Source organism: Chryseobacterium soli (assembly GCF_000737705.1).
In the GTDB taxonomy this organism is placed as follows: domain Bacteria; phylum Bacteroidota; class Bacteroidia; order Flavobacteriales; family Weeksellaceae; genus Chryseobacterium; species Chryseobacterium soli.
Genome location: NZ_JPRH01000001.1, coordinates 259,445 through 278,931 on the forward strand (window position 1 = coordinate 259,445; position 19,487 = coordinate 278,931).

Annotated in this window: 20 protein-coding genes; 15 read left to right on the forward strand and 5 right to left on the reverse strand. The window is 32.0% G+C overall.

The features are described from left to right. Positions 1–275: 275 nt before the first annotated feature. Positions 276–3,335, reverse strand: a complete 3,060-nt coding sequence (locus IW15_RS01165; RefSeq protein ID WP_034708613.1) for a DNA polymerase III subunit alpha — start codon at positions 3,333–3,335, stop codon at positions 276–278. A gap of 18 nt (positions 3,336–3,353) precedes the next feature. After that, positions 3,354–4,502, reverse strand: coding sequence for a DNA polymerase IV (dinB, locus tag IW15_RS01170; RefSeq protein WP_034708616.1), 1,149 nt, complete (start codon positions 4,500–4,502; stop codon positions 3,354–3,356). 61 nt (positions 4,503–4,563) lie between these two features. Here dinB and IW15_RS01175 point away from each other — a divergent pair, with 61 nt between their 5' ends. The 9 genes from IW15_RS01175 (at position 4,564) to IW15_RS01215 (ending at position 11,610) form a co-directional block, all read left to right on the forward strand. Further along, positions 4,564–5,340 (forward strand): XRE family transcriptional regulator, encoded by a 777-nt coding sequence (locus IW15_RS01175; RefSeq protein WP_034708619.1) that lies wholly within the window; start codon positions 4,564–4,566, stop codon positions 5,338–5,340. A 47-nt stretch (positions 5,341–5,387) separates the two neighbouring features. Beyond that, a complete protein-coding gene (locus IW15_RS01180; protein ID WP_034708621.1) occupies positions 5,388–5,993 on the forward strand; it encodes an alpha-ketoglutarate-dependent dioxygenase AlkB family protein in 606 nt (201 codons plus the stop codon). Between the two features lie 307 nt (positions 5,994–6,300). Then, positions 6,301–6,525 carry a superinfection immunity protein gene (locus IW15_RS23175; RefSeq protein WP_051881683.1) on the forward strand — a complete coding sequence of 75 codons (225 nt, stop codon included), beginning with the start codon at positions 6,301–6,303 and terminating at the stop codon, positions 6,523–6,525. A gap of 50 nt (positions 6,526–6,575) precedes the next feature. Then, complete coding sequence (locus IW15_RS01190) at positions 6,576–6,755, forward strand: hypothetical protein (protein ID WP_034708623.1); 180 nt, start codon at positions 6,576–6,578, stop codon at positions 6,753–6,755. Between the two features lie 682 nt (positions 6,756–7,437). Next, positions 7,438–7,971, forward strand: a complete 534-nt coding sequence (locus IW15_RS01195) for a hypothetical protein (RefSeq protein ID WP_034708626.1) — start codon at positions 7,438–7,440, stop codon at positions 7,969–7,971. A gap of 476 nt (positions 7,972–8,447) precedes the next feature. Then, a complete protein-coding gene (locus tag IW15_RS21840) occupies positions 8,448–8,960 on the forward strand; it encodes a hypothetical protein (protein WP_051881685.1) in 513 nt (170 codons plus the stop codon). A gap of 182 nt (positions 8,961–9,142) precedes the next feature. Beyond that, a complete protein-coding gene (locus IW15_RS01205) occupies positions 9,143–10,669 on the forward strand; it encodes a coiled-coil domain-containing protein (protein ID WP_034708629.1) in 1,527 nt (508 codons plus the stop codon). An 18-nt stretch (positions 10,670–10,687) separates the two neighbouring features. Then, a complete protein-coding gene (locus IW15_RS01210) occupies positions 10,688–11,017 on the forward strand; it encodes a hypothetical protein (protein WP_131368449.1) in 330 nt (109 codons plus the stop codon). 299 nt (positions 11,018–11,316) lie between these two features. Continuing rightward, positions 11,317–11,610: a hypothetical protein gene (locus tag IW15_RS01215; RefSeq protein WP_034708634.1), complete on the forward strand. Its 294-nt coding sequence runs from the start codon at positions 11,317–11,319 to the stop codon at positions 11,608–11,610. 194 nt (positions 11,611–11,804) lie between these two features. Here IW15_RS01215 and IW15_RS01220 read toward each other — a convergent pair whose 3' ends face one another. Further along, positions 11,805–12,290: a hypothetical protein gene (locus IW15_RS01220; RefSeq protein ID WP_034708636.1), complete on the reverse strand. Its 486-nt coding sequence runs from the start codon at positions 12,288–12,290 to the stop codon at positions 11,805–11,807. 256 nt (positions 12,291–12,546) lie between these two features. On the opposite strand from IW15_RS01220, the gene IW15_RS21845 reads away from it, so the two are divergent. From IW15_RS21845 to IW15_RS01250, 6 genes are all read left to right on the forward strand, one after another. Beyond that, positions 12,547–13,737, forward strand: a complete 1,191-nt coding sequence (locus IW15_RS21845) for a PIN domain-containing protein (RefSeq protein WP_051881687.1) — start codon at positions 12,547–12,549, stop codon at positions 13,735–13,737. 66 nt (positions 13,738–13,803) lie between these two features. After that, a complete protein-coding gene (locus IW15_RS22660; RefSeq protein WP_165585144.1) occupies positions 13,804–13,947 on the forward strand; it encodes a hypothetical protein in 144 nt (47 codons plus the stop codon). 537 nt (positions 13,948–14,484) lie between these two features. Further along, positions 14,485–14,682: a YhhA family cyclophane-containing RiPP gene (yhhA, locus tag IW15_RS01235; RefSeq protein ID WP_034708640.1), complete on the forward strand. Its 198-nt coding sequence runs from the start codon at positions 14,485–14,487 to the stop codon at positions 14,680–14,682. Continuing rightward, positions 14,672–15,820 (forward strand): cyclophane-forming radical SAM/SPASM peptide maturase YhhB, encoded by a 1,149-nt coding sequence (gene yhhB, locus IW15_RS01240; protein ID WP_165585145.1) that lies wholly within the window; start codon positions 14,672–14,674, stop codon positions 15,818–15,820. The genes yhhA and yhhB overlap by 11 nt, the downstream gene beginning before the upstream one ends. Continuing rightward, positions 15,813–16,397: a cyclophane-containing peptide 2OG-Fe(II) oxygenase YhhC gene (yhhC, locus tag IW15_RS01245; RefSeq protein WP_034708643.1), complete on the forward strand. Its 585-nt coding sequence runs from the start codon at positions 15,813–15,815 to the stop codon at positions 16,395–16,397. The genes yhhB and yhhC overlap by 8 nt, the downstream gene beginning before the upstream one ends. Position 16,398: 1 nt before the next feature. Continuing rightward, positions 16,399–17,250, forward strand: a complete 852-nt coding sequence (locus IW15_RS01250; protein ID WP_165585146.1) for an aKG-HExxH-type peptide beta-hydroxylase — start codon at positions 16,399–16,401, stop codon at positions 17,248–17,250. On the opposite strand, the gene IW15_RS21850 is transcribed toward IW15_RS01250, so the two are convergent. Further along, positions 17,201–17,971 carry an HNH endonuclease family protein gene (locus tag IW15_RS21850; protein WP_051881691.1) on the reverse strand — a complete coding sequence of 257 codons (771 nt, stop codon included), beginning with the start codon at positions 17,969–17,971 and terminating at the stop codon, positions 17,201–17,203. The two genes, IW15_RS01250 and IW15_RS21850, sit on opposite strands and share 50 nt — an antisense overlap. Next, positions 17,958–19,454, reverse strand: a complete 1,497-nt coding sequence (locus IW15_RS01260) for an AAA family ATPase (protein WP_034708647.1) — start codon at positions 19,452–19,454, stop codon at positions 17,958–17,960. The genes IW15_RS21850 and IW15_RS01260 overlap by 14 nt, the downstream gene beginning before the upstream one ends. Positions 19,455–19,487: the final 33 nt, after the last annotated feature.

The window sequence follows — 19,487 nt, forward strand, 5'->3', positions numbered from 1 at the left end:
CTTAATCAATTATTATTTAAAATTGATTAGAATATTTTTTTATTTAGCATATTTTTTATATTTGCTATAAGAAAATAAGATATAGGGGACAAAAGAATTCTCTTTTTTCCATATAATTTTATCGAACAAAAAAAATCTGTTAGTGGTCGAATGCTATGCAGATTTTTTTGTTTAAGCAAACTTATAAAAAAAATATAAAACTTAATAACTTTTTATTAAAAATAAACATTTACATAATATATATTGCGAATATTATAAATATTATGTATATTATGTTATTTTTCATCAAAATAAACTCTTGGTAATTCAATTTCATTAGCCTGTGGATAAGGCTTTCTATTAGTCATACTTACATCTTCTTTAATCTGTCGATGGATATCATATTGCTTTTCTTTATCATAAGAATAACGCGGATCAGGAATCATCGGCATTTTCGCCATTTTATGAATGGTGATGGTAGGAAAATGATAATCTACTTCTACAGTTCCCAATAATAAATAACATCCTCCTCCCTGAAAATCATATTGTTTGAGACTGTCCGGAAAATGCGCTGTATCAAAATAATCTCCGTTTGCATCGATCCAAGTTCCGAAATACATTTCTCCCTTTTTAGTGGGGACATGTTTTCTTGCAATTAGATAAGCCAACATTTTTATCTGTCGTTTATGAAATTTCAATAAATCTTTTACAAACACAGAACCCCTGTATTTCGTTTGCAACAAATCAAAAGGACTGCATGAAACCGGAAAACCTATCAATTCAATTTCATCAAAAGCATCTTCAAAATTTTCTCTTTTGAGTTCGGGAAGCTTAAATTCCTGGACAGGCTCTTCAATCAACATTAAACCTATATTTTCAGGTTTAAAATTCATTAATAATACCCTTGCCTCCACAAGAAGCTCATTTTTTTGCTTTCCTGTAAAACGAAATGCCCCAATAAAAATTAAAGTCTGGATCGCTTCAATACCGATCGGAATACGTTTGATAAAGTCCTGTAAAGATTGATAATTTCCATTCCTTTCCCGCTCTTCAACAATCCCGTGGGCAATCTTAGTCTCCAGTCCTTCCAAAAGCATCAACCCTAAAAAAATATTTTTTCCCTTTAAAGTAGTCTGAAATTCACTTGAATTCACACAAGGAACCTGAATATTTCCTCCCGACATTTTTGCTTCATGAATGTAAACTTCAGTACGATAAAACCCTCCCTGATTATTGATTACCGAAACCATAAATTCCAGTGGATAATATACTTTAAGATATAAACTTTGATAGCTTTCCACAGCATATGAAGCCGAATGTGCTTTACAGAAAGAATAGCCTGCAAAAGATTCGATTTGTCGAAATGCTTCAATAGTAAGAGCCTCCGAATGCCCTTTTTCTATGCATTTTTTAAAAAAATTGGCCTTTACTTCCTGAAGCTTTTTAATGGAGCGACCTTTTCCACTCATTGCTCTTCGAAGAATATCGCCATCAGCTAAAGATAAACCTCCAAAATACTGAGCGATCTTGATCACATCTTCCTGATAGACCATGATTCCGTACGTTTCTTTTAAATTTTCTTCAAAAACAGAATGAAAATATTCAAATTGATTTGGATGATTGTGCCTGAAAATATATTCCCGCATCATTCCACTTTGTGCTACTCCCGGTCTGATAATAGAGGAAGCTGCGACCAATATTCTGTAATTATCACATTTTAATCTTCTTAAAAGTCCGCGCATCGCAGGAGATTCTATATAAAAACAGCCGATAGTTCTTCCGATAGCCAAATATTCATTAGCTTTTTCTTCATCTTTGGAAATTCTCGTATCACGGATATCAACATCGATTCCTCTTGTTTTTTTAATCAGCTCAACAGTATCTTTTATCGTTCCAAGTCCTCTTTGAGATAGAATATCAAATTTTTCTAACTTAATATCTTCTGCTACATTCATATCGAATTGAACAATAGGAAATCCCTTCGGTGGCATTTCGAGTGCAGAATAATTGGTAATAGGTTCTTCAGAAATCAAAATTCCACATGCATGCATACTTCTTTGATTAGGAAATCTTTCCATCAGCCTTACATATTTATGGATTGTCTGGACAACAGAATTGGTTTCATGAGCTTCCATTGGCTTTTTCGTCAGGTCGTCCAACTCATCTTTTGGCAATCCAAAAGCTTTCCCGACTTCTCTGAATCTTGATTTGTATTTGAATTCAACATTGGTTCCACAGAAAGCGACATGATTTTTTCCGTAACGATTGAAAATATATTCCAGAATTGTATCTCTATTCTGCCAACTCCAATCGATATCGAAATCCGGAGGGCTTTTTCTGTTAAGGTTTAAGAATCTTTCAAAATATAGATCAAGTTCTAAAGGACATATATCCGTAATCCCGATACAGTAACTGACAATTGAATTGGCTCCGCTTCCACGTCCTACATGCATAAATCCCATCCTATTGCTGTATCGCACAATATCCCATGTAATCAAAAAGTAAGAACAAAAGTTGAGTTCATCAATTACTTTCAGCTCTTTCTCTACTCTTATTTTTGCGATTTCATGATCTTTACCATAACGCTTTTTCAGTCCCAAATACGCTAATCTTCTCAAAAGCTTTACATCGGATTCTTTGGACTTAGTATAATATTGTTTGTTCTTAACTTTTTCAAAATCAAATTCAAAACTACAGGCATGCAGGATTTTTTTTGTATTCTTTATGATCTCTGGATATCTTTGAAAAGCCCCCATAATTAAATCTTCGGATTTAAAATATTCCGATTTTTTGCAAACATCTTGCTCAACCAGTTTTGACAATAAAGTATTGTTATCAATAGCCCTTAAAATTCTATGAAGATTATATTCTTTTTTAGTACTGAATGTAACCGGCTGAAGAACCACCATTTTCGGAATTAGCCTTTTAAATTCAGGACGAATCAATAAACTCAATTCTTCTTCCCGGACTCCAATAAACTCATTTTCTTTTAGCTTTGAAGGAATGTTATCTATCGGATAAACAATAAAAACATTTTTAAATGCAGGAGCCGTTTCAGAAAGTTCTGCTCCATAACAATTGTGATCCGTCAACGCTTTATTGACTTCACCAATTCCTGAGAGTTCTTTTGCAATAGCAATATAAAGCAGCTTATTCTCTTTTCTGACTTCGATTCCGGCAATAGGTTTAATTCCTACTTTTTCACATTCTTTCTTGAAATCATAAATAGCAGTAATCGTATTAATATCCGTCAGTACTAATTCTTTGATACCCAAAGAATGTGCTTGCTGTACTAATTCTTCCATCGATAAAGTACCGTAACGAAGACTGTGGAAAGAATGACAATTTAGAAACATAATAGAAAAGTTTACAAGTTATTTTCCAAAATCAAAACCGGATGCTCTGCCGACCGCATCGACACCAAACCGATTCTTCAAATAATCCATTGTCTGATATAAGCTCATCTGTTCTTCCGTATCTTCAAACAGATTCATCTGATGGTTACCATGAACAAGTCCTGTAAACCGCAACCCCACCAATCTTAATCTCATTCTTCTTGTATATATCTGATTGAAAAGTTCCAGAGCCACTCTCGAAAGTGTATGATCCGCTGAAGTATAGGCTACTTTATGCTGTTTTGTTTCTGTATCGAAATTTGCATAACGGATCTTGACTACCACTGTTGAAGTCAGCCATTTTTCCTGTCTTAATTGATAAGCCAATTGTTCAGCCATTCCTGATATCAGTCTTTTCAGTTCCATGATATCCATTGTATCATTCGTAAAAGTTCTTTCCGTTGAAATCGATTTTCTTTCTGAATAAGGAACAACAGGATTTTCATCAATCCCATTCGCCTTTTTCCAAAGTTCTTTTCCATTGACTCCGATCATTTGCTGAAGTACCAGTACCGGCATTTCAGCTAAAGTATGAATGGTTCGAATTCCAATTCTTGATAACAATTGAAAAGTCTTATCACCAACCATCGGAATCTTTTTAATAGATAGAGGGTTTAAAAATGATTGCACTTCTATTTCTTTAATTTCTAGTCTTCCCAAAGGTTTTGATTCTCCTGTTCCAATTTTTGAAACAGTTTTATTCGTAGATAAGGCAAAACTTATGGGAAGTCCAGCTTCTTTTTTTACTGCTGCAGCAATTTCCTGTGTCCATTGATAGCAGCCGAAAAATTTATCCATTCCGGTAAGGTCCAAATAGAATTCATCGATACTTGCTTTTTCCAACACAGGTACTTTTTCCTGAATAATCTGAGTTACGGTATGGGATAAATTGGAATACAATTCATGGTCGCCCCGAATCACTTTTGCATCCGGACATAATCTGAGTGCCATTCGAATCGGCATGGCTGAGCGCACCCCAAACTTACGTGCCTCATATGAACACGACGCAACCACTCCACGGTCACCACCTCCAATAATCAAGGGGATCCCGTCAAGCTGAGCGTTATTACGCCTCTCGCAGGACACAAAAAATGTATCCAGGTCCATATGTACAATCGCACGGTTCATGCCACAAAATTAGATACTATTTGTATCATTTTTCATATATTTGCAGATACAATTTGTATCAATGTCAATTTTTTCAGATAACATCAGGTTTTTAAGGACTCAAAAAAATTTATCGCAGCAGGAACTTGCGGATCAAATTTTAATGAGCAGGGTGCGTTATTCTAAATATGAGGACGGACGTTCGGAAGCTCCGTATGAGCTGCTCATCAGAATTTCGAAATATTTCAATTTAAGTATTGATCTGCTTCTTACTGTGGATATTAGGAAATATCCGCTAGAAGATGTATTGAAACTACCGGACAACAGAATTGTCCTGCCGGTGGTCGTAGATCAATTAGGAAACAACAGTATTGAAATTGTACCTCAAAAAGCATCCATGGGATACTTGTCCGGCTACAGTGATCCAGAATACATTGAAAGTTTACAGAGAATCTCGTTACCTTTCCTTACAAATGGAAAATACAGAGCTTTTCCTGTCCAGGGAGATTCTATGCCACCATTTAAAGATGGTTCTTTTATTATCGGAAAGTATGTTGAAAATATTGATGACCTGAAACAAAATAAAAGTTATGTTTTTGTGACTTTGAATGATGGTATTTCTTATAAAAGATTTACCTCAAGAAATAAGAAATCAATAACTGTTGTTGCTGACAATTCATTTTACAAACCTTATGATATTCCTTTAGGAGAAGTTGTTGAAATCTGGCAATATGCATCAGGAATTTTTCCTGAAGATTTTGAACCAGACCGACTTGAAAATTATAATTTAAAAGAAATGTTTCTGGAAATCAGAAAAGATATTCAGGGTCTCGATGAAAAGATTTCAAAAAACAGTTAGAAAAAAACAGTATCAACGGCATAAAAATATTTAAAAAGAAAAAGGCAATGAGCCAGCTGAGTTTATTTGATGCAGAAGAATTTTATGAATTTCCAAAAGACCTTTTGGAATACAAAGAGAATTTCCTAAGTCCGGAAGAAGCTGACCAGCTAAAAAATAAGCTGCTGAAAACAGCAACTTGGGAACAACGTACTCAGAAAATGTATGATAAGATGGTATTGACACCACGTTTGACAGCTTGGTACGGTGATACAAAGCCTTACAATTTTGAAGAAAACAGAAAACCAACAAATTCCTGGCTTCCTGAACTTTTAGCATTAAAGCAGAGAATTGAGAATGAATTTGGTTATCAATTCAATGGTGTTTTGCTGAATCTTTACAGAGATCACAATGATTCCGTTGCTTGGCATCGGGATAAAGAAAGCAAATATGGGAAACGACCAATTATTGCTTCAATAAGCCTTGGACAAACAAGAAATTTTGACTTTAGAAAAGTAGATCATCATCAGAGTAAATACAGTCTTCCCCTTCCTAATGGATCATTATTAATCATGAAAGGTGATTTACAAGAGCATTGGGAACACAGAATTGCTAAATCTACTATTCCAATGAAAGAACGTATTAATTTAACTTTTCGTTTGCGAGCTACATAATCAAAATAAAGAGTAGCCCTAAAGATGCTTTATCTACATACTCTTTTTATTCTTTGAGAATAGACGACGGTTATTTTTATTATGTAATTTTTTAATTTTGATTTTATATATTTGTCTATAAATTAAAATAACGTCAAGCGTAAGCTATCGTTTTGGTACATAAAGCCGCGAACTTTAAAATGATAACCAAAAATGATAGACTTACGCCCATGCTTATACGGCGTGGGCTAAGTCTTTCTGGTTATCGGGTACTTCGCGGCACCTATGTACGGATTGATATTAGTTCCACGCTTTTTATTAAATAGGCATGATACAAATTTTGACCGTTACAACCCAGCAAGAAGAAGGAGGAGCATTATTTTTAAAAATAATTTTGTTCATCTATTTCATTCCTTCAATGATAGCTTTACTACGCCTTCCAGTTCTAAAGTTTAAATTTCTAATCATATTACTGATCAATGCATTTTTTGGATGGACTGTTATTGGCTGGTGGCTATCATTTATAAAAGCTGTGTCAAGCCATAAAGCATAAATTATGTACTTAAATTTAATAATTAGAAATAATTAAAGAAGTTACAAGATATGTTAAAAGTGGTTTTAAAAATACAAGAAAGCGAAATTGATTATCTAATAAGTAAGCTTGCAAAGCTGGGGATTAAAAATATAAAAATTACAAAGAAAGAAAAAGAACTAAATCTTTTTCGGTATAAAAACATGTTAGATAGTAGTAGTGATGAGTTAATAAAGCCAGAAGATAAATAATGTTTTAATTCATCTTAGAAAAAAAGATTTTCCAATTTTTTTTAAATGTTTTGATAACATAAATCTGCCTCAATAATACTATTTTGTGAACCAATTATTAATTGGATATTTTCTGTAGCCCGATAGTCTTCAATATTATAATTTGTGGAGATGCTAATTTTTATTGTGGTTTCGTCTAACTTTATACCACCTTGAATTTTTAGAATTACTTTTCAATTTTATTAACTTTATATAAAACTTGGATACGTTTATGTAATTTATCATTTACTAGTAATACATTGCATCTATCTTTGTTCACATTTAAAAATTATAAATCATTGTTATCTATGATTACTTCTTAAATTCTAAATTTACTTTGAAGCTTTTTGATAAATATCCCTCAGTAATAAAGAAAAATTCTTTTTTATGTGAATTTGCGTAAAAAATATGGAAACGCAAAGTAAATGCGAAAATTTGAAGACTAAGGATAAAAGAAATTAAAAAAATGGGAATGAGAAATAAATGAATTCAGTATAAATACGGATTGCCGTAAACACAAAATATTTCTTATTATTACATTTAGCATTTATATAATAAATAAACAAGAATAAATGTACTATTCTATCGCAATAATACAACATTAGCGCAATTCAGTATTATACAAATTTGACAGACAACTAGTAACACTCAAACCATTTTTAAAATGACAATAAAATCCAAGCAGCTTTTTATTTTAATCGGAGACGATATGACGGGTAAGACAACTCTTCAGAAATTACTTATTGAGAAAATTTGTGGACAGACTTACGACCGTTTGCCGACTAATCTTAGTTTTAACATAACACATCATGAAATAAAACGTAAGTATCTAAATATTTCATTTGCTAATAGAAGTTACCAAGAGAAAATTGGCGACTATGGAACTGTTGACGAATACTTTCAAAATCATTTTAATCCTGCAGACATTAGCATAATTTCTTCGCATCTTGACATTGGACATATAACTGAAATGATACGAAATGGTAGGCAACGCTTCTATAACGTGACGGGAATATTTTTCAGTAATTCTATAGACTCAAATCAAGAAGTAAATTCTCAAATTTCACTTCTTGAATGGGACGAAAGATTGGTAATAGAAAATCTTACTACAGAAGACGAAAGTACTATTAGTAGACAATTAAATGCTATTGCAGAGAATTTTGCGGTATTTATCTGTAATAGAGCCAGCGTTTCGTAAGAAAAGCCTACAAACAACAAAGGTTTTGCAATAGTGGGTTGACACTGCAAAGTTCAACAGTTTTTTTCGGTTCAACTTTACAAAATTGAAATTTTATGTTTTGATTACTTTACCCATCACATAGTCTCGACCCCTTATTTAATGCTCAAAAATAATCTCAAAAAACGATCCAACCAAAGCAACGAAGAAAATTTACCAGTCACTTGGTTTGAATAAAGGAACACTTGATCGTTATGCAAAATCCTTGATAATCATACGCATGAAGAGATATAGAAAATGGCAATCAAAAAATAATTAGATACGCCAATAGATTGCGTAGTAAGAATATATTTTTGATTACTATATATTAAAAATCAAATTATAATGTCAATTAATTGGAACAGTATAAATGATGGGCTTCGACCAGAAGCCGAAGAACCCGTTTTACTTGCTAAAGACCTACTGAAGATTTAATTAATAATTGTATAGTTGGTTCATTGATAATACACGAAGATTCGGGGGAAGTAGGATGGTTTGTAGGAAATGATTGTGATGTAATTACATTATCTTCTAGAACATATTGGGCATATATAAATGAAAAGGCACTTTCTATTCCAGATACTGATGACGAAAAGGTGCTTTCAGACTGCCTCCAAGAGTATATGCTAAAACTTCAATATTTTGAAAAAAAAATTCAAAAACTAAGTGAATGTATGATGGCAAGTGGTAAAGGTACATATCCACTAGATTACTTTATTGCAGGAATTTTAAATAGAAGCCTTTCTCTCATTTATGGTTTTGATACTTTACTTAGATCTGCAAACTTTATTGGTGCTCTGCATTTGGTTAGGCCACATCTTGACAATTATTTAAGACTTTCAGCTTCGTGGTTAGTAAAAAATCCGCATGATTTTGCCAAAGATGTTTGGGAAGGCACTACAATCAGAAATATTAGAGATAGAGAGGGAAAAAATGTGATTTTGCAAAGTAAATACGAATTAGCAAAGTAAACGCAAAAACTTGCAAAGTAGATGCGAAAATTCACCTTTGAAAGCGACAGTTAGAGCGATCTAGAGGATATATGTATAACTACGAGAAAACCTTACCCGCAGGCTCACGAAATTAATCTGCTGAAAATGAAGATAAATTGTAGGAAATTATTTATCTTTATGTGACTAAAAACTTAATTACCATGAACAAACTCCTGCCTATACTGGCCGGTATCCTGATTTTGGTACCTCACATATTATTTTCTCAACAGTCCCAAAATAGGAAACAAACAAGCCAACCCGATTCAATAACTTTTGATAATATAGCTTTTAACAAGGCCATAACCAATCTGCTATTCAAATCCTTTTCTACGGTAGCCACAGGTCAAGGCGAAGCCAACAACTTTGCCACTTATGCCTCTTTTGAACCTGCTAACGGTAGTTACAAATTTAATGCTTTCGGAAGCGCTGGAACTGGCGAACGTCCATTTCTTTTCAACATTTCAGTTAAAGGAGATATTATAGGAGATAACGTTGGTGTACTATTTAACAATTCTAAATTCAATATAGGAACTACCATTTCCGGCAAAATCCACATCCCCTTAAAAGGAATGAATATCAATATTGAGGGTTATGATAGACAGTTGGCCATTAATAAGGTGAAAACTTTAAAAAAAATGCTTGATGAAAAACTGACAGATCTTAAAATTAATAATAGCTTAGCATACCTGAACAATCAAATGAGCAACTATAATAATAGATGGAATGAAGCTAATGTACAGTATACTCAAAAAAAAAATTCACTGGATTCACTGAATCTGATTATTGATAACGAAAGGAAAAAGAGGACAGATGAAGCTAAACTCGACCCCCAGTTAAAAAAATCACTAAACCTTACCAAAGAACTCAAAGCACTCGACAAGAGTAGGTCAGATTACCGCTTTAAAATAGATTCTGTAAAGACAATACTAGAAGCAAGTCAGACAAACAAAAATTATTACAGATCGAAAGACCGGTTGGAAAAAGCCTTTAAGCTAAAGAGTGATAGCGTATACCTCGCTATACCAATATTGGCCCAAAGTACACCTTGGTTGTCTTTTATTGGAAGTTACAACAGAAGTAAATACTATACTTTTGACAACACATTGCTTTTTTCTGATCAGCTAAAAACAGTCGTTCACAATAATTTTCAGTACGGAGCAGAGCTCAATTGGTTCATTTCAACCAGCCCCTATTGGCCAGAAGATAAGCCCAATACCAAGCCCAAACCTGTCCATATCCACCTGATCAATTTTGGTGTAGTCAGGATTGGAGCAAGCGATATTGACGATTATTCTACCACTGAGATGACTCAAACGAAAAAGTCAGTACTTGATGATACAACTAACAGCCTTGGCAAAAAATATAACGTTTACACAGACCCTATCACTGAATACAAAGCTTGGCGGATCTACGCTAACTACTATTATTTTCTGGGAAAAGGTAACACCATGGCCATACATCCTTTTGCTGAACTCCAGTTTAGAGATACTCATGAGAACCCTTTTGCACTTGGGCTTGGGTTCGTCAAATCACTAAAGAACAAAAAAGACAATGCTGTTATCAACATAGAGATTTACGCTAAATTCAAAGATATAGGCCGAGCTTTGCCGCAAAAGAATGTACCATTCTATAATAGGAACGAGATTGGGATCAACTTTGCCATACCGCTAAACCTTCCAAAAAAATAACCTCTAAAACCATATGAAATGTCAAAAGAAAAAAAAACACCCGCAAGAAAATATAACAACCCATCTCCTTACAGCTCAAAGCCAAAATTTGGACAAATGGAACTACCTGAAGTAATACTTAAAATCCAGCCATACAAAGAGGGATTAGAAAATGGAAATGTCCAAAAGCTAATTAATCCATTGGAAGTAATTACTCTTGTCAAAAGTGTTTGTAAAACCTGCCACATGTTCTGCTCTCCTACATGGAGGACTTCAGAAGAAATAGCAGACCAAGATGCGGCTAAGCACATTGAGCTGGGGCATTGGACCGATTACATGTATCGATATGTGACGAGGAAACATTCATAAGTCGACAAAATTAAATTCATTGATCCATTAATAACACGCATAGAGACTTACTAAACATTGAAAATCCCGGTCGACGAATGCCAAATGGTTTTGCGAAGGAATTAGGAACACACTATCGAATCTGTGCATTAACTGTTTTATGGTAATTGTCGCTTTGCATCAATATTTTTAACAAAATCATGGTTTGTGATTTTAGTTTGTACTTTTTTTATTTCATTAACTAAAAATTGTAGTTGACCATACGGAAAACCGTAATCATGTTATAGCAGATTTAATTAACTTTTTTAAAAAATTAAGTTATGAGTTACAAAAAAAATGAAATGTTTTATAAAGAACAGTATAAGTGGACCGCAAATGCCGACCATGATAACCCAGATGTGCGACATGGACTGGATGCAAAGGAACTTAACCGTTCTGAAGGTTATGAAATGCTTGACTTTATCAATACATTGGCAAAGGATTGGAAATGGGAGAATGTAGATCTATCTTCATATCATAACCTTGAGCGAATTATTAAAAACCAAGTTCCTCCTCATATACATAAACATGAGGACATCAAAAGATGGATTCAGCCAAATTACCGAGAAATCTAATCGGTAATATTAATTGCTAATTATTGATAGACATTGGAGCTGGAGGACAATATTATTTTAGATTAAGAATTTTAATAAGAAAATTATTAATTATTTCTATGAAAAATAGCAAGTGGGATTTAATTTTAGTAAAATAGTCACCCTTTTCGGGCGATTATTTTACTAAAATTAAATGTAAATTAAGTGTTATAATATCATTTAAGAAATTGTTCCACAAATTGGTAGATTAAACTTTCAATATCTTCTTTTTTAACCTTATCAATATCTGTATAGCCGGCTTGTTTCTTTACTTCGGCATTTTTTCCTAAAGTTTTCTGTGATATTTCTATAGTTCCATGACTTTTATAACCTTCGAAAAGCAAAAAAGCTCCTACTGAAGAATCTGAATATCCTTTAGGTAAATATGTGATTTTTCCAAAAAGCCTAATTTGGTCTTTCAATGTTTTTGTAGATTCATTCGAAGCATATTCCAACCTTCCCGCTTGAGCTATACCCTTTGCTGTTAATTTCACAGATGGTATGATGACGGTATTTTGTAGTTCTTTAAAAGATTTGGTGAATTTTTCTTCCTTATTATTTAAGTCGTCTAAAAGTTGTTTCTGATCAGCTTTTTTCTGCTCTACAGATTCTTTTTTTTGCTGTGCAAGTTTTTCTAACTTTTCAAGTCTTTCTTTATCCATTATTTGTAAATTTATAACTACTCAAATTTACATTTTAAAATTTTAAATTGATTTATTTTTGAAAGTTGTTTCTGTAGTAAACATTTTCCCATTGTTCTAAACCATTTCCAAGTCCAAATGAGTAAAAAATAAAAAAACGCAATCTAAAAAGGATAAATATAGGATGTAAAATTTCAAAAAAAAGAAGTACGGTTTGCATAAACAATTTATCCAATTGAAGAAAAGATATTATTAATATATTTGAAAAAAAACTTATATGGGAAAATTAAATAACAGTGATGATCAAAAAAAAGATTCTAATTCAGTTGAAAAAGTAACAGATGAAGATTCTGTAGTAAAAAGCCCTGATTTCAGTAGCTCCTTAATTTTTATTGATACAAACGTTTTTCTTGATTTTTATAGAATTAGGAATTCAGATGTATCCATAAAATTATTAGATGAGATATTGAAGCATAAAGATTCGGTGATTATTACTAGTCAGATAGAAATGGAGTTTAAAAAAAACAGACAAATTGTATTTGGCCAAACGTATACAGAGCTTACAAAAACAAGAAATTTTTCTCTGAATCTTCCGCACATTTTGACAGTCGAAGAGGAAGTAAAGGATTTCAATGAAACAAAGAAAAAGTTAAATGAATATCAGACAAAACTTGAAAATAAGTTTGCGGCAATTTTAATAAATCCTTTGGAAAATGATCAGGTATATAAAAAACTAGATGAATTATTTGCTCATAAATCAGAATATAATCTAAATAGAGACAATATTGCGAATACAGTTATTGCAGAACTAGCCCGTAAACGTTTTGATTTAGGATATCCACCGAGAAAGGAAAGTGATAATTCAATAGGTGACTCAATTAATTGGGAATGGATAATACAATGTGCAAAAACCTCTCAAAAACCAGTCATTATAATTACTAGAGATTCTGATTATGGATATATATTTAATAAAGAACCTTATCTCAATGATTGGCTGGCACAGGAATTTAGAGATAGATCAAATGGAGAAAGCGATATATTTCTAACAAATAAAATAACCAAAGCTTTTGAAATTATTAAGATTAATGTAACCAAGGAAATGGTTGAGGAGGAGCAAAAGATAATCTCTACAAATGATGAGTGGCAGTATCAAAATTTAAGAGAGAGGGAAGCAAGTTGGCTGGCTGCGGATCGAAATGGTTTTACTCCTAGTATGGAAAGTTTATATTCATCTTGGCAAGCTGCTTTAAAAGGGTCTATTTATGCAAAAAATCCAAGTTTATCTCCATCTTTACAAGCTATTATTGGAGTCTCAACTCCTAAACCTTCACAAAGCTTTTCTACATCTCCAATGTGGCAGACAATCGTTAATGCCCCAGAAGTTCCACCAGCGTTCAATATGCTAAATAATTTTAAAGCATGGGATAATAAGATACCTAAAAATTTATTCTTAAATCGTGACGACTAATAACGACTATTAATAATTTTGAATCACAAGTTGAGCTCATTTTTCTTTCTGCAAATTATCTTTCTTTTGAGTCATCTTATTAAAAATATCAATTATAATTTGGAACCTTGTGTGAAAACGAATATTCTTAAAGATGCCGAAATCATCGGAACGTTTACTAAAACTCCTGAAAAGAAAAAGGAAGTGACTATGATGTTGAGAAGTATATAGCAACTTAAAGAAAGGTGAAATTGATAACAGATTTTAAAAGTGATCCTTTTATGCCAATGTCAATCCAAAGATAATCACGGAATTACTTAAAGATATAAATAACCTAATTTCGGGATAAGAAAGAGTAATGAAAATATTCCATAATCTACTGATAATAAGTAAAAACACGATTATATTGTCAGTGTTTTAGTTTTTTATTAATGAATCCGAAATATTTCAATTCACATGCATTTTTTATCCTGAAAAGCTAGGAGTATGAACTAAAAATAAGAAAATTTAATTTTAAATATTTGACTTATTGATATTTTTTTTTAAAAATATCATAGTCATTAGAATGTTTTCTATTTTTTATTTTACGGCATTTTTATATAAATTTTAACTAACTGATTTACAGCCTTTTTTATTTTTTCACACTCATTTATGTGTTTTTTTTATTTACGGAGTAAATATATAATAAACTGATTTACAATAATATATATTATTTTTTATAAATGATTCTATTTTTTTTTATACCTTTATCAAAAAATAAATTGAAATATGAAACTAAATAATTCTACTTCTAATACAATTTCATCAAACATCATTGCAAAACAGTCCGATAAACAAAGTTCTCCCGTGGAGGCAAAAGTTTCCAGTTTGGTTTTACAAAGATTGATGCAAGAAGTGAAGAATGATGCAGTAAATAATATTTCTGCTTATAATCGTACACACAATCGTCATAATCGTGGTAGATAAAATTTTTCATAATCCTCAACTAGATACTGTATTAATAAAATTAGCAAGTAGGTGCAATATTAATTGTTCTTACTGCTATGTTTATAATATGGGAGATTCTAATTGGACGACTATGGAAAAACAAATGACTGAACCAACAATGTTAGCCATTGCGAAGTCATTAACTGAATTGGCAGATTTTCAAGATCAAAGATTCAGTATTGTTTTACATGGTGGGGAACCATTACTTATAGGCGCTAAAAAATTAGATTTTTTCCTATCTCTTTTAAGAAATTCATTAGGGGTAGATTATCCAATAAGTATTCAGACAAACGGAATTTTGATTTCTTCTCAAATACTAGATATATGTTCAAAAAACAAGACCAGTATTGCAGTAAGTATTGATGGTTACCGAGAAATTAATGACAAATTTAGAATTGGTCATAATAATAAAGGAACATTTGATCAGGTAATTAACGGGATTAATATTCTTAAATCTCACCCTGATCATGAATTTTTAAATGCAGGTCTTCTTGCTGTCATTGATCCCTCTTCAGATCCAGAAAAAATATATTCTTTTTTTAAAGAACTAGAAGCTCCAAGTGTTGATTTTTTGTACAAGGACGGAAATCATTCGATACTTCCATTGGGAAAATCTGCAATAGATTCGACAGAATATGGAGAATGGATGACAAAACTTCTTAAAGTATATTTAAATGATAAAAATCCACTTCCCATTAGAATTCTCGATGATATGCTAAAAGTCTTACTAGGCGGAACTGTTTCTAAAGAAGGTATGGGGATTACTGATTATGGAATAGTAATTATTGATACTAATGGTATAATTATGAAAAATGACACATTGAAAAGCTCTTTTGATGGTGCAGATAAATTTAAAAAGCCAATTAATATAAAAGATGGAAAACTATTAGATTTTATTGGTAGCAAAGAATTTAATGAGTACCGCGAGATGCAAAGACCAAGTAGTGAAAAGTGTCTTAGGTGCCCAATTCTTAATATTTGTGGTGGTGGTATGATTTTACATCGATGGAAAGACGGATCTGAATTTAATAACACATCTGTTTATTGCGCAGATCAGTTGCATCTTGTAGAAAATATGAAACAATTAATTTCAAAATTCTATTTAATCAATGCCTAATATCTTAGACTTCAGCGATGTAATCGTTGAAAATACTCCATTTAATCATTTCTCAGTAGATTCTGTCCTAAAAGATGACTTTCAAGAAAAGTTATTTGACTGGTTGGAGTCTACAGACAATTGGAATTACACCAAAACTGATTTTTATACCCAATATGAATTTAGTTTATTAAATGTTGAGATTCCAGAAGAACTTCAGCTATTATTAAGTAACCAAACAATTAATACAATTAAAGAACAGTTTAAAAAGAATTCAAGAACAAATTCTTTAAAGCTTGTTGGTTTGACTGTACATAAATTAATTGACGGATATAAAATGGGTGTTCATAATGATTTTATTGGAGAAGATGAATCTCATCGCTTCCTAATCCAAATTAATTCAGGTTGGGAGGAAAAGAATGGAGGATATCTAATGCTTTTTAATTCGATGAATTCACAAGATGTTTCGAAAATAATCATGCCTTTAAATAATACGGGATTTGGATTTGAAATTTCTCCAAAATCTTTCCATGCTGTTTCAACGGTTTATGATTTTTTTAGGTACACCCTAGTATATACTTTTAAAGAAGTTGAATAAAGTGTTAAAAGACAATATTTTACAATTTTTAAATAATCCAAACCCAATTTGGGAAACCGAATTAACAAAGGATTTAGTCAATGCTGAATTAGCTTATCTATCCCAATTCGAACTGGATTTAACTAATTATAGTACCCAAAGAAGCTATTTTAAAAAGAATATAAAGATCGAAGAAAAGCCAATTTTAATATCAGGTATTTCGTCAAGTGATTCCATATATTTAGAGTATCCTCAGGTGCCATTTTTTAATTTTTTTTACGAAGAACATGGGCTAGAACCAGAAAACAAGTCTGAGATTGATGATTGTACATTTCAGAAATTAAAAAAAGCATTAGATGTATTTAAGCAAATACCAGGCGCCAATATTTGTATTTCAAGCTTAGTAAAAAGAATACAGGTTTTAAAGCAATTTGATGATGAAATAGACACTAGTTACAGTCATCCACTAATTCCATTTTCAATTTTTATTTCTTTATGTACCGATTCATCAACTACTTCTAGTTTAAGAGTAGCAGAATCAATATTGCATGAAGCAATGCATTTAAAACTAACTTTAATTGAAAAACATATTGATTTAATAAAGCCAGATACTTTAGAAAAATTCTATTCTCCTTGGCGCGATGAACAAAGGCCTTTAAGGGGTGTATTGCATGGATTATTTGTTTTTAAATCGGTTTTCGAAATGTATAAATTTTTATGTAATAATTCAAAAGATTACAAAAATACTGATCATATTTATTATAGAATGGAAGACATTACAGAAGAATTTAGAACAATTAAGAATTTAGCTCTTAACAATGGTTTTACTGAAGCGGGGGCCAATTTTGTAAATAATCTATTGCCATCGAGCTGAATTCCTCTTGCGACTGCATGCTTTCTCTCAATAGATCAATTGATGATTTAATAACTGGATCATTAAGATCAGCACCTTTAGAAAGAGATAAGTCAACAAGTTCTTTCAGTCTTTGGAGAAGCTGGAGTTTTTTTCTTCTAGCCTCCTCAAATTCAGGATGTGTAAGATTAAAAAAATCAATATTAAACTTTCCACGTTTATCAGGATCAATTGATATTGGTTCATCTAAATGAAAACGTATATAATCTCTAGGATCCTCCTTACCTGGATCGATTAACTTATTACGTTCTATAAAATTATCATGATGTGATTTATTTCTTTCATTCTCATTATAGAGTGGAAAATAGTTGCGTTTCTCGGTACTATTTAATCTGGTCTTGCATAAAAAAAGATTATCCCAATCATAGGCTAACCAATAATATCCAGGATATTGACTGATCCCCGTTTCATAATTATCAACTCTACCTTTAGGTCGAAAGTGTTCAACATCCGAATAGTCACCAACAAATTTAGCTTCTGAAAAGCAGCATTTATTGTGTTGTTTTAATATTAATTGTTTTCGTACCTCGTCTGTATTATATGATGAACCGAAATCAAATTTCAAAGTTTGATTAATATAACTCGCCGGATCTTTATCATACTCACTATTCATATGTTGGTTTTTTATCCTGCGATTTGCGGCTAAGTTTGGAGGGCTGACACCTTTATCAATTCTGATCATCTTTATTCTGATTTTTTAAAACATTAGCCATCTCTTTTATTTGTTCAAAAATTTTTTGATTTTCATCATCTAAAATTGGTAGATTACTTAATTTTTCATCTAACGTTTTGAGACGTTCATGATCAGAATCAGACTTACTTTGGGTGTCAAGAATTAATCGCCTTTCTTTAACCATTTCTTCTACTTCCGGACTTCTTTCACTTTTTATTCCAAACAAATCGCTCGTTATTATTTGTCCTATTTTCCAACCTGCAACAACTTCAGGTTCATTATTAATAATTACATCATCATTTTCAATTTTGTTTAAAACGCATAAATTTTCATTTTCTGAAGCCTGTGCCATAAAAGGACTATGAGCTGTACAAATAAATTGTGTTCTTGTGAAATGTTGAGTAAGATAAGTACGTAGTGATCTCTGCCATTCAGGATGAAGATGTAGATCTATTTCATCAATTATCACTACAGCAGGTTCTTTCAATGGATTTGGACTATCAGGATTATCCCAAAGCATTCTGATAGCTAAATCAACTGCCCATGCCAACATAGTTTTATATCCCAAGCTTAAATTAAAAAGTGGAACTTTCCCCTTAGGTGTTTCAATTTCTACAAGATTATCCCTCTTTGTGCCATCTGTGTTAAGGGGTGGATTGATTATAATAGACTCCGTATTTTTTATATCAGGAAGTAAATCTAATAGTAATTCCTTCAATTTCCTGAGCAACTTTGTGATAGTACCTTCTTTTTCTTTGTTGTCTTCTAATAGAGAACTTGCATATAAATCACTTAATAATTGTTCGGCATCATAAAGATCTCCTGAATCAGAAAATAAATTATATAGTGGATCTTTCATAAAACTGTCGTCCGTATTTTTTGACACCATGTGTCTGCTTGCACTATATGCATAGATTCTTGGAGCTATATATTCTTCAACATCATACTTCTCTAATTCAACAACTTCTAATTTGTTTTCTTTCTTTTCGAATTTTATTCCAATCGAAAACTCTTTAGTTTCATTAGCTTCTTCTTGTAACATTATTCCTTTTGAAAATCTAGCCCTTATAACAGTTTTAGTATCATTTCCAGATTTCATGATCTTTTCATATTCTGATTCATCTTCAAGATCATCCATGCTCGGCTTGATTTGTATTTTTTTTACTTGTGTTCCCTTGATTTCATCTTCCGACAATCTTGTTGCTTTTATAATGATTTCCATACTAACATTTTGCTCTTGAAGAAATTTAGCTATCTTCAATCGCTCTTCAATTTGTGGTGATGGAGATTCTACCGGCACCATCCAAGCGAGACATTTTAGAAGAGTAGTTTTGCCAATGCCGTTATTTCCCAATATTAATGTCCAAGGAGATATTGTTCCATTAATATTTTTAAGGCTTAAAGTTTGAGGCTTTTCTCCAAAACACTTTACATTTGCAAGCTCCAATGACGAAAAATAAATCATTTTTTTTTCATTCGTTATTTTTTCCATAATGATATGTCATCCATTATTTAATAAGTATAT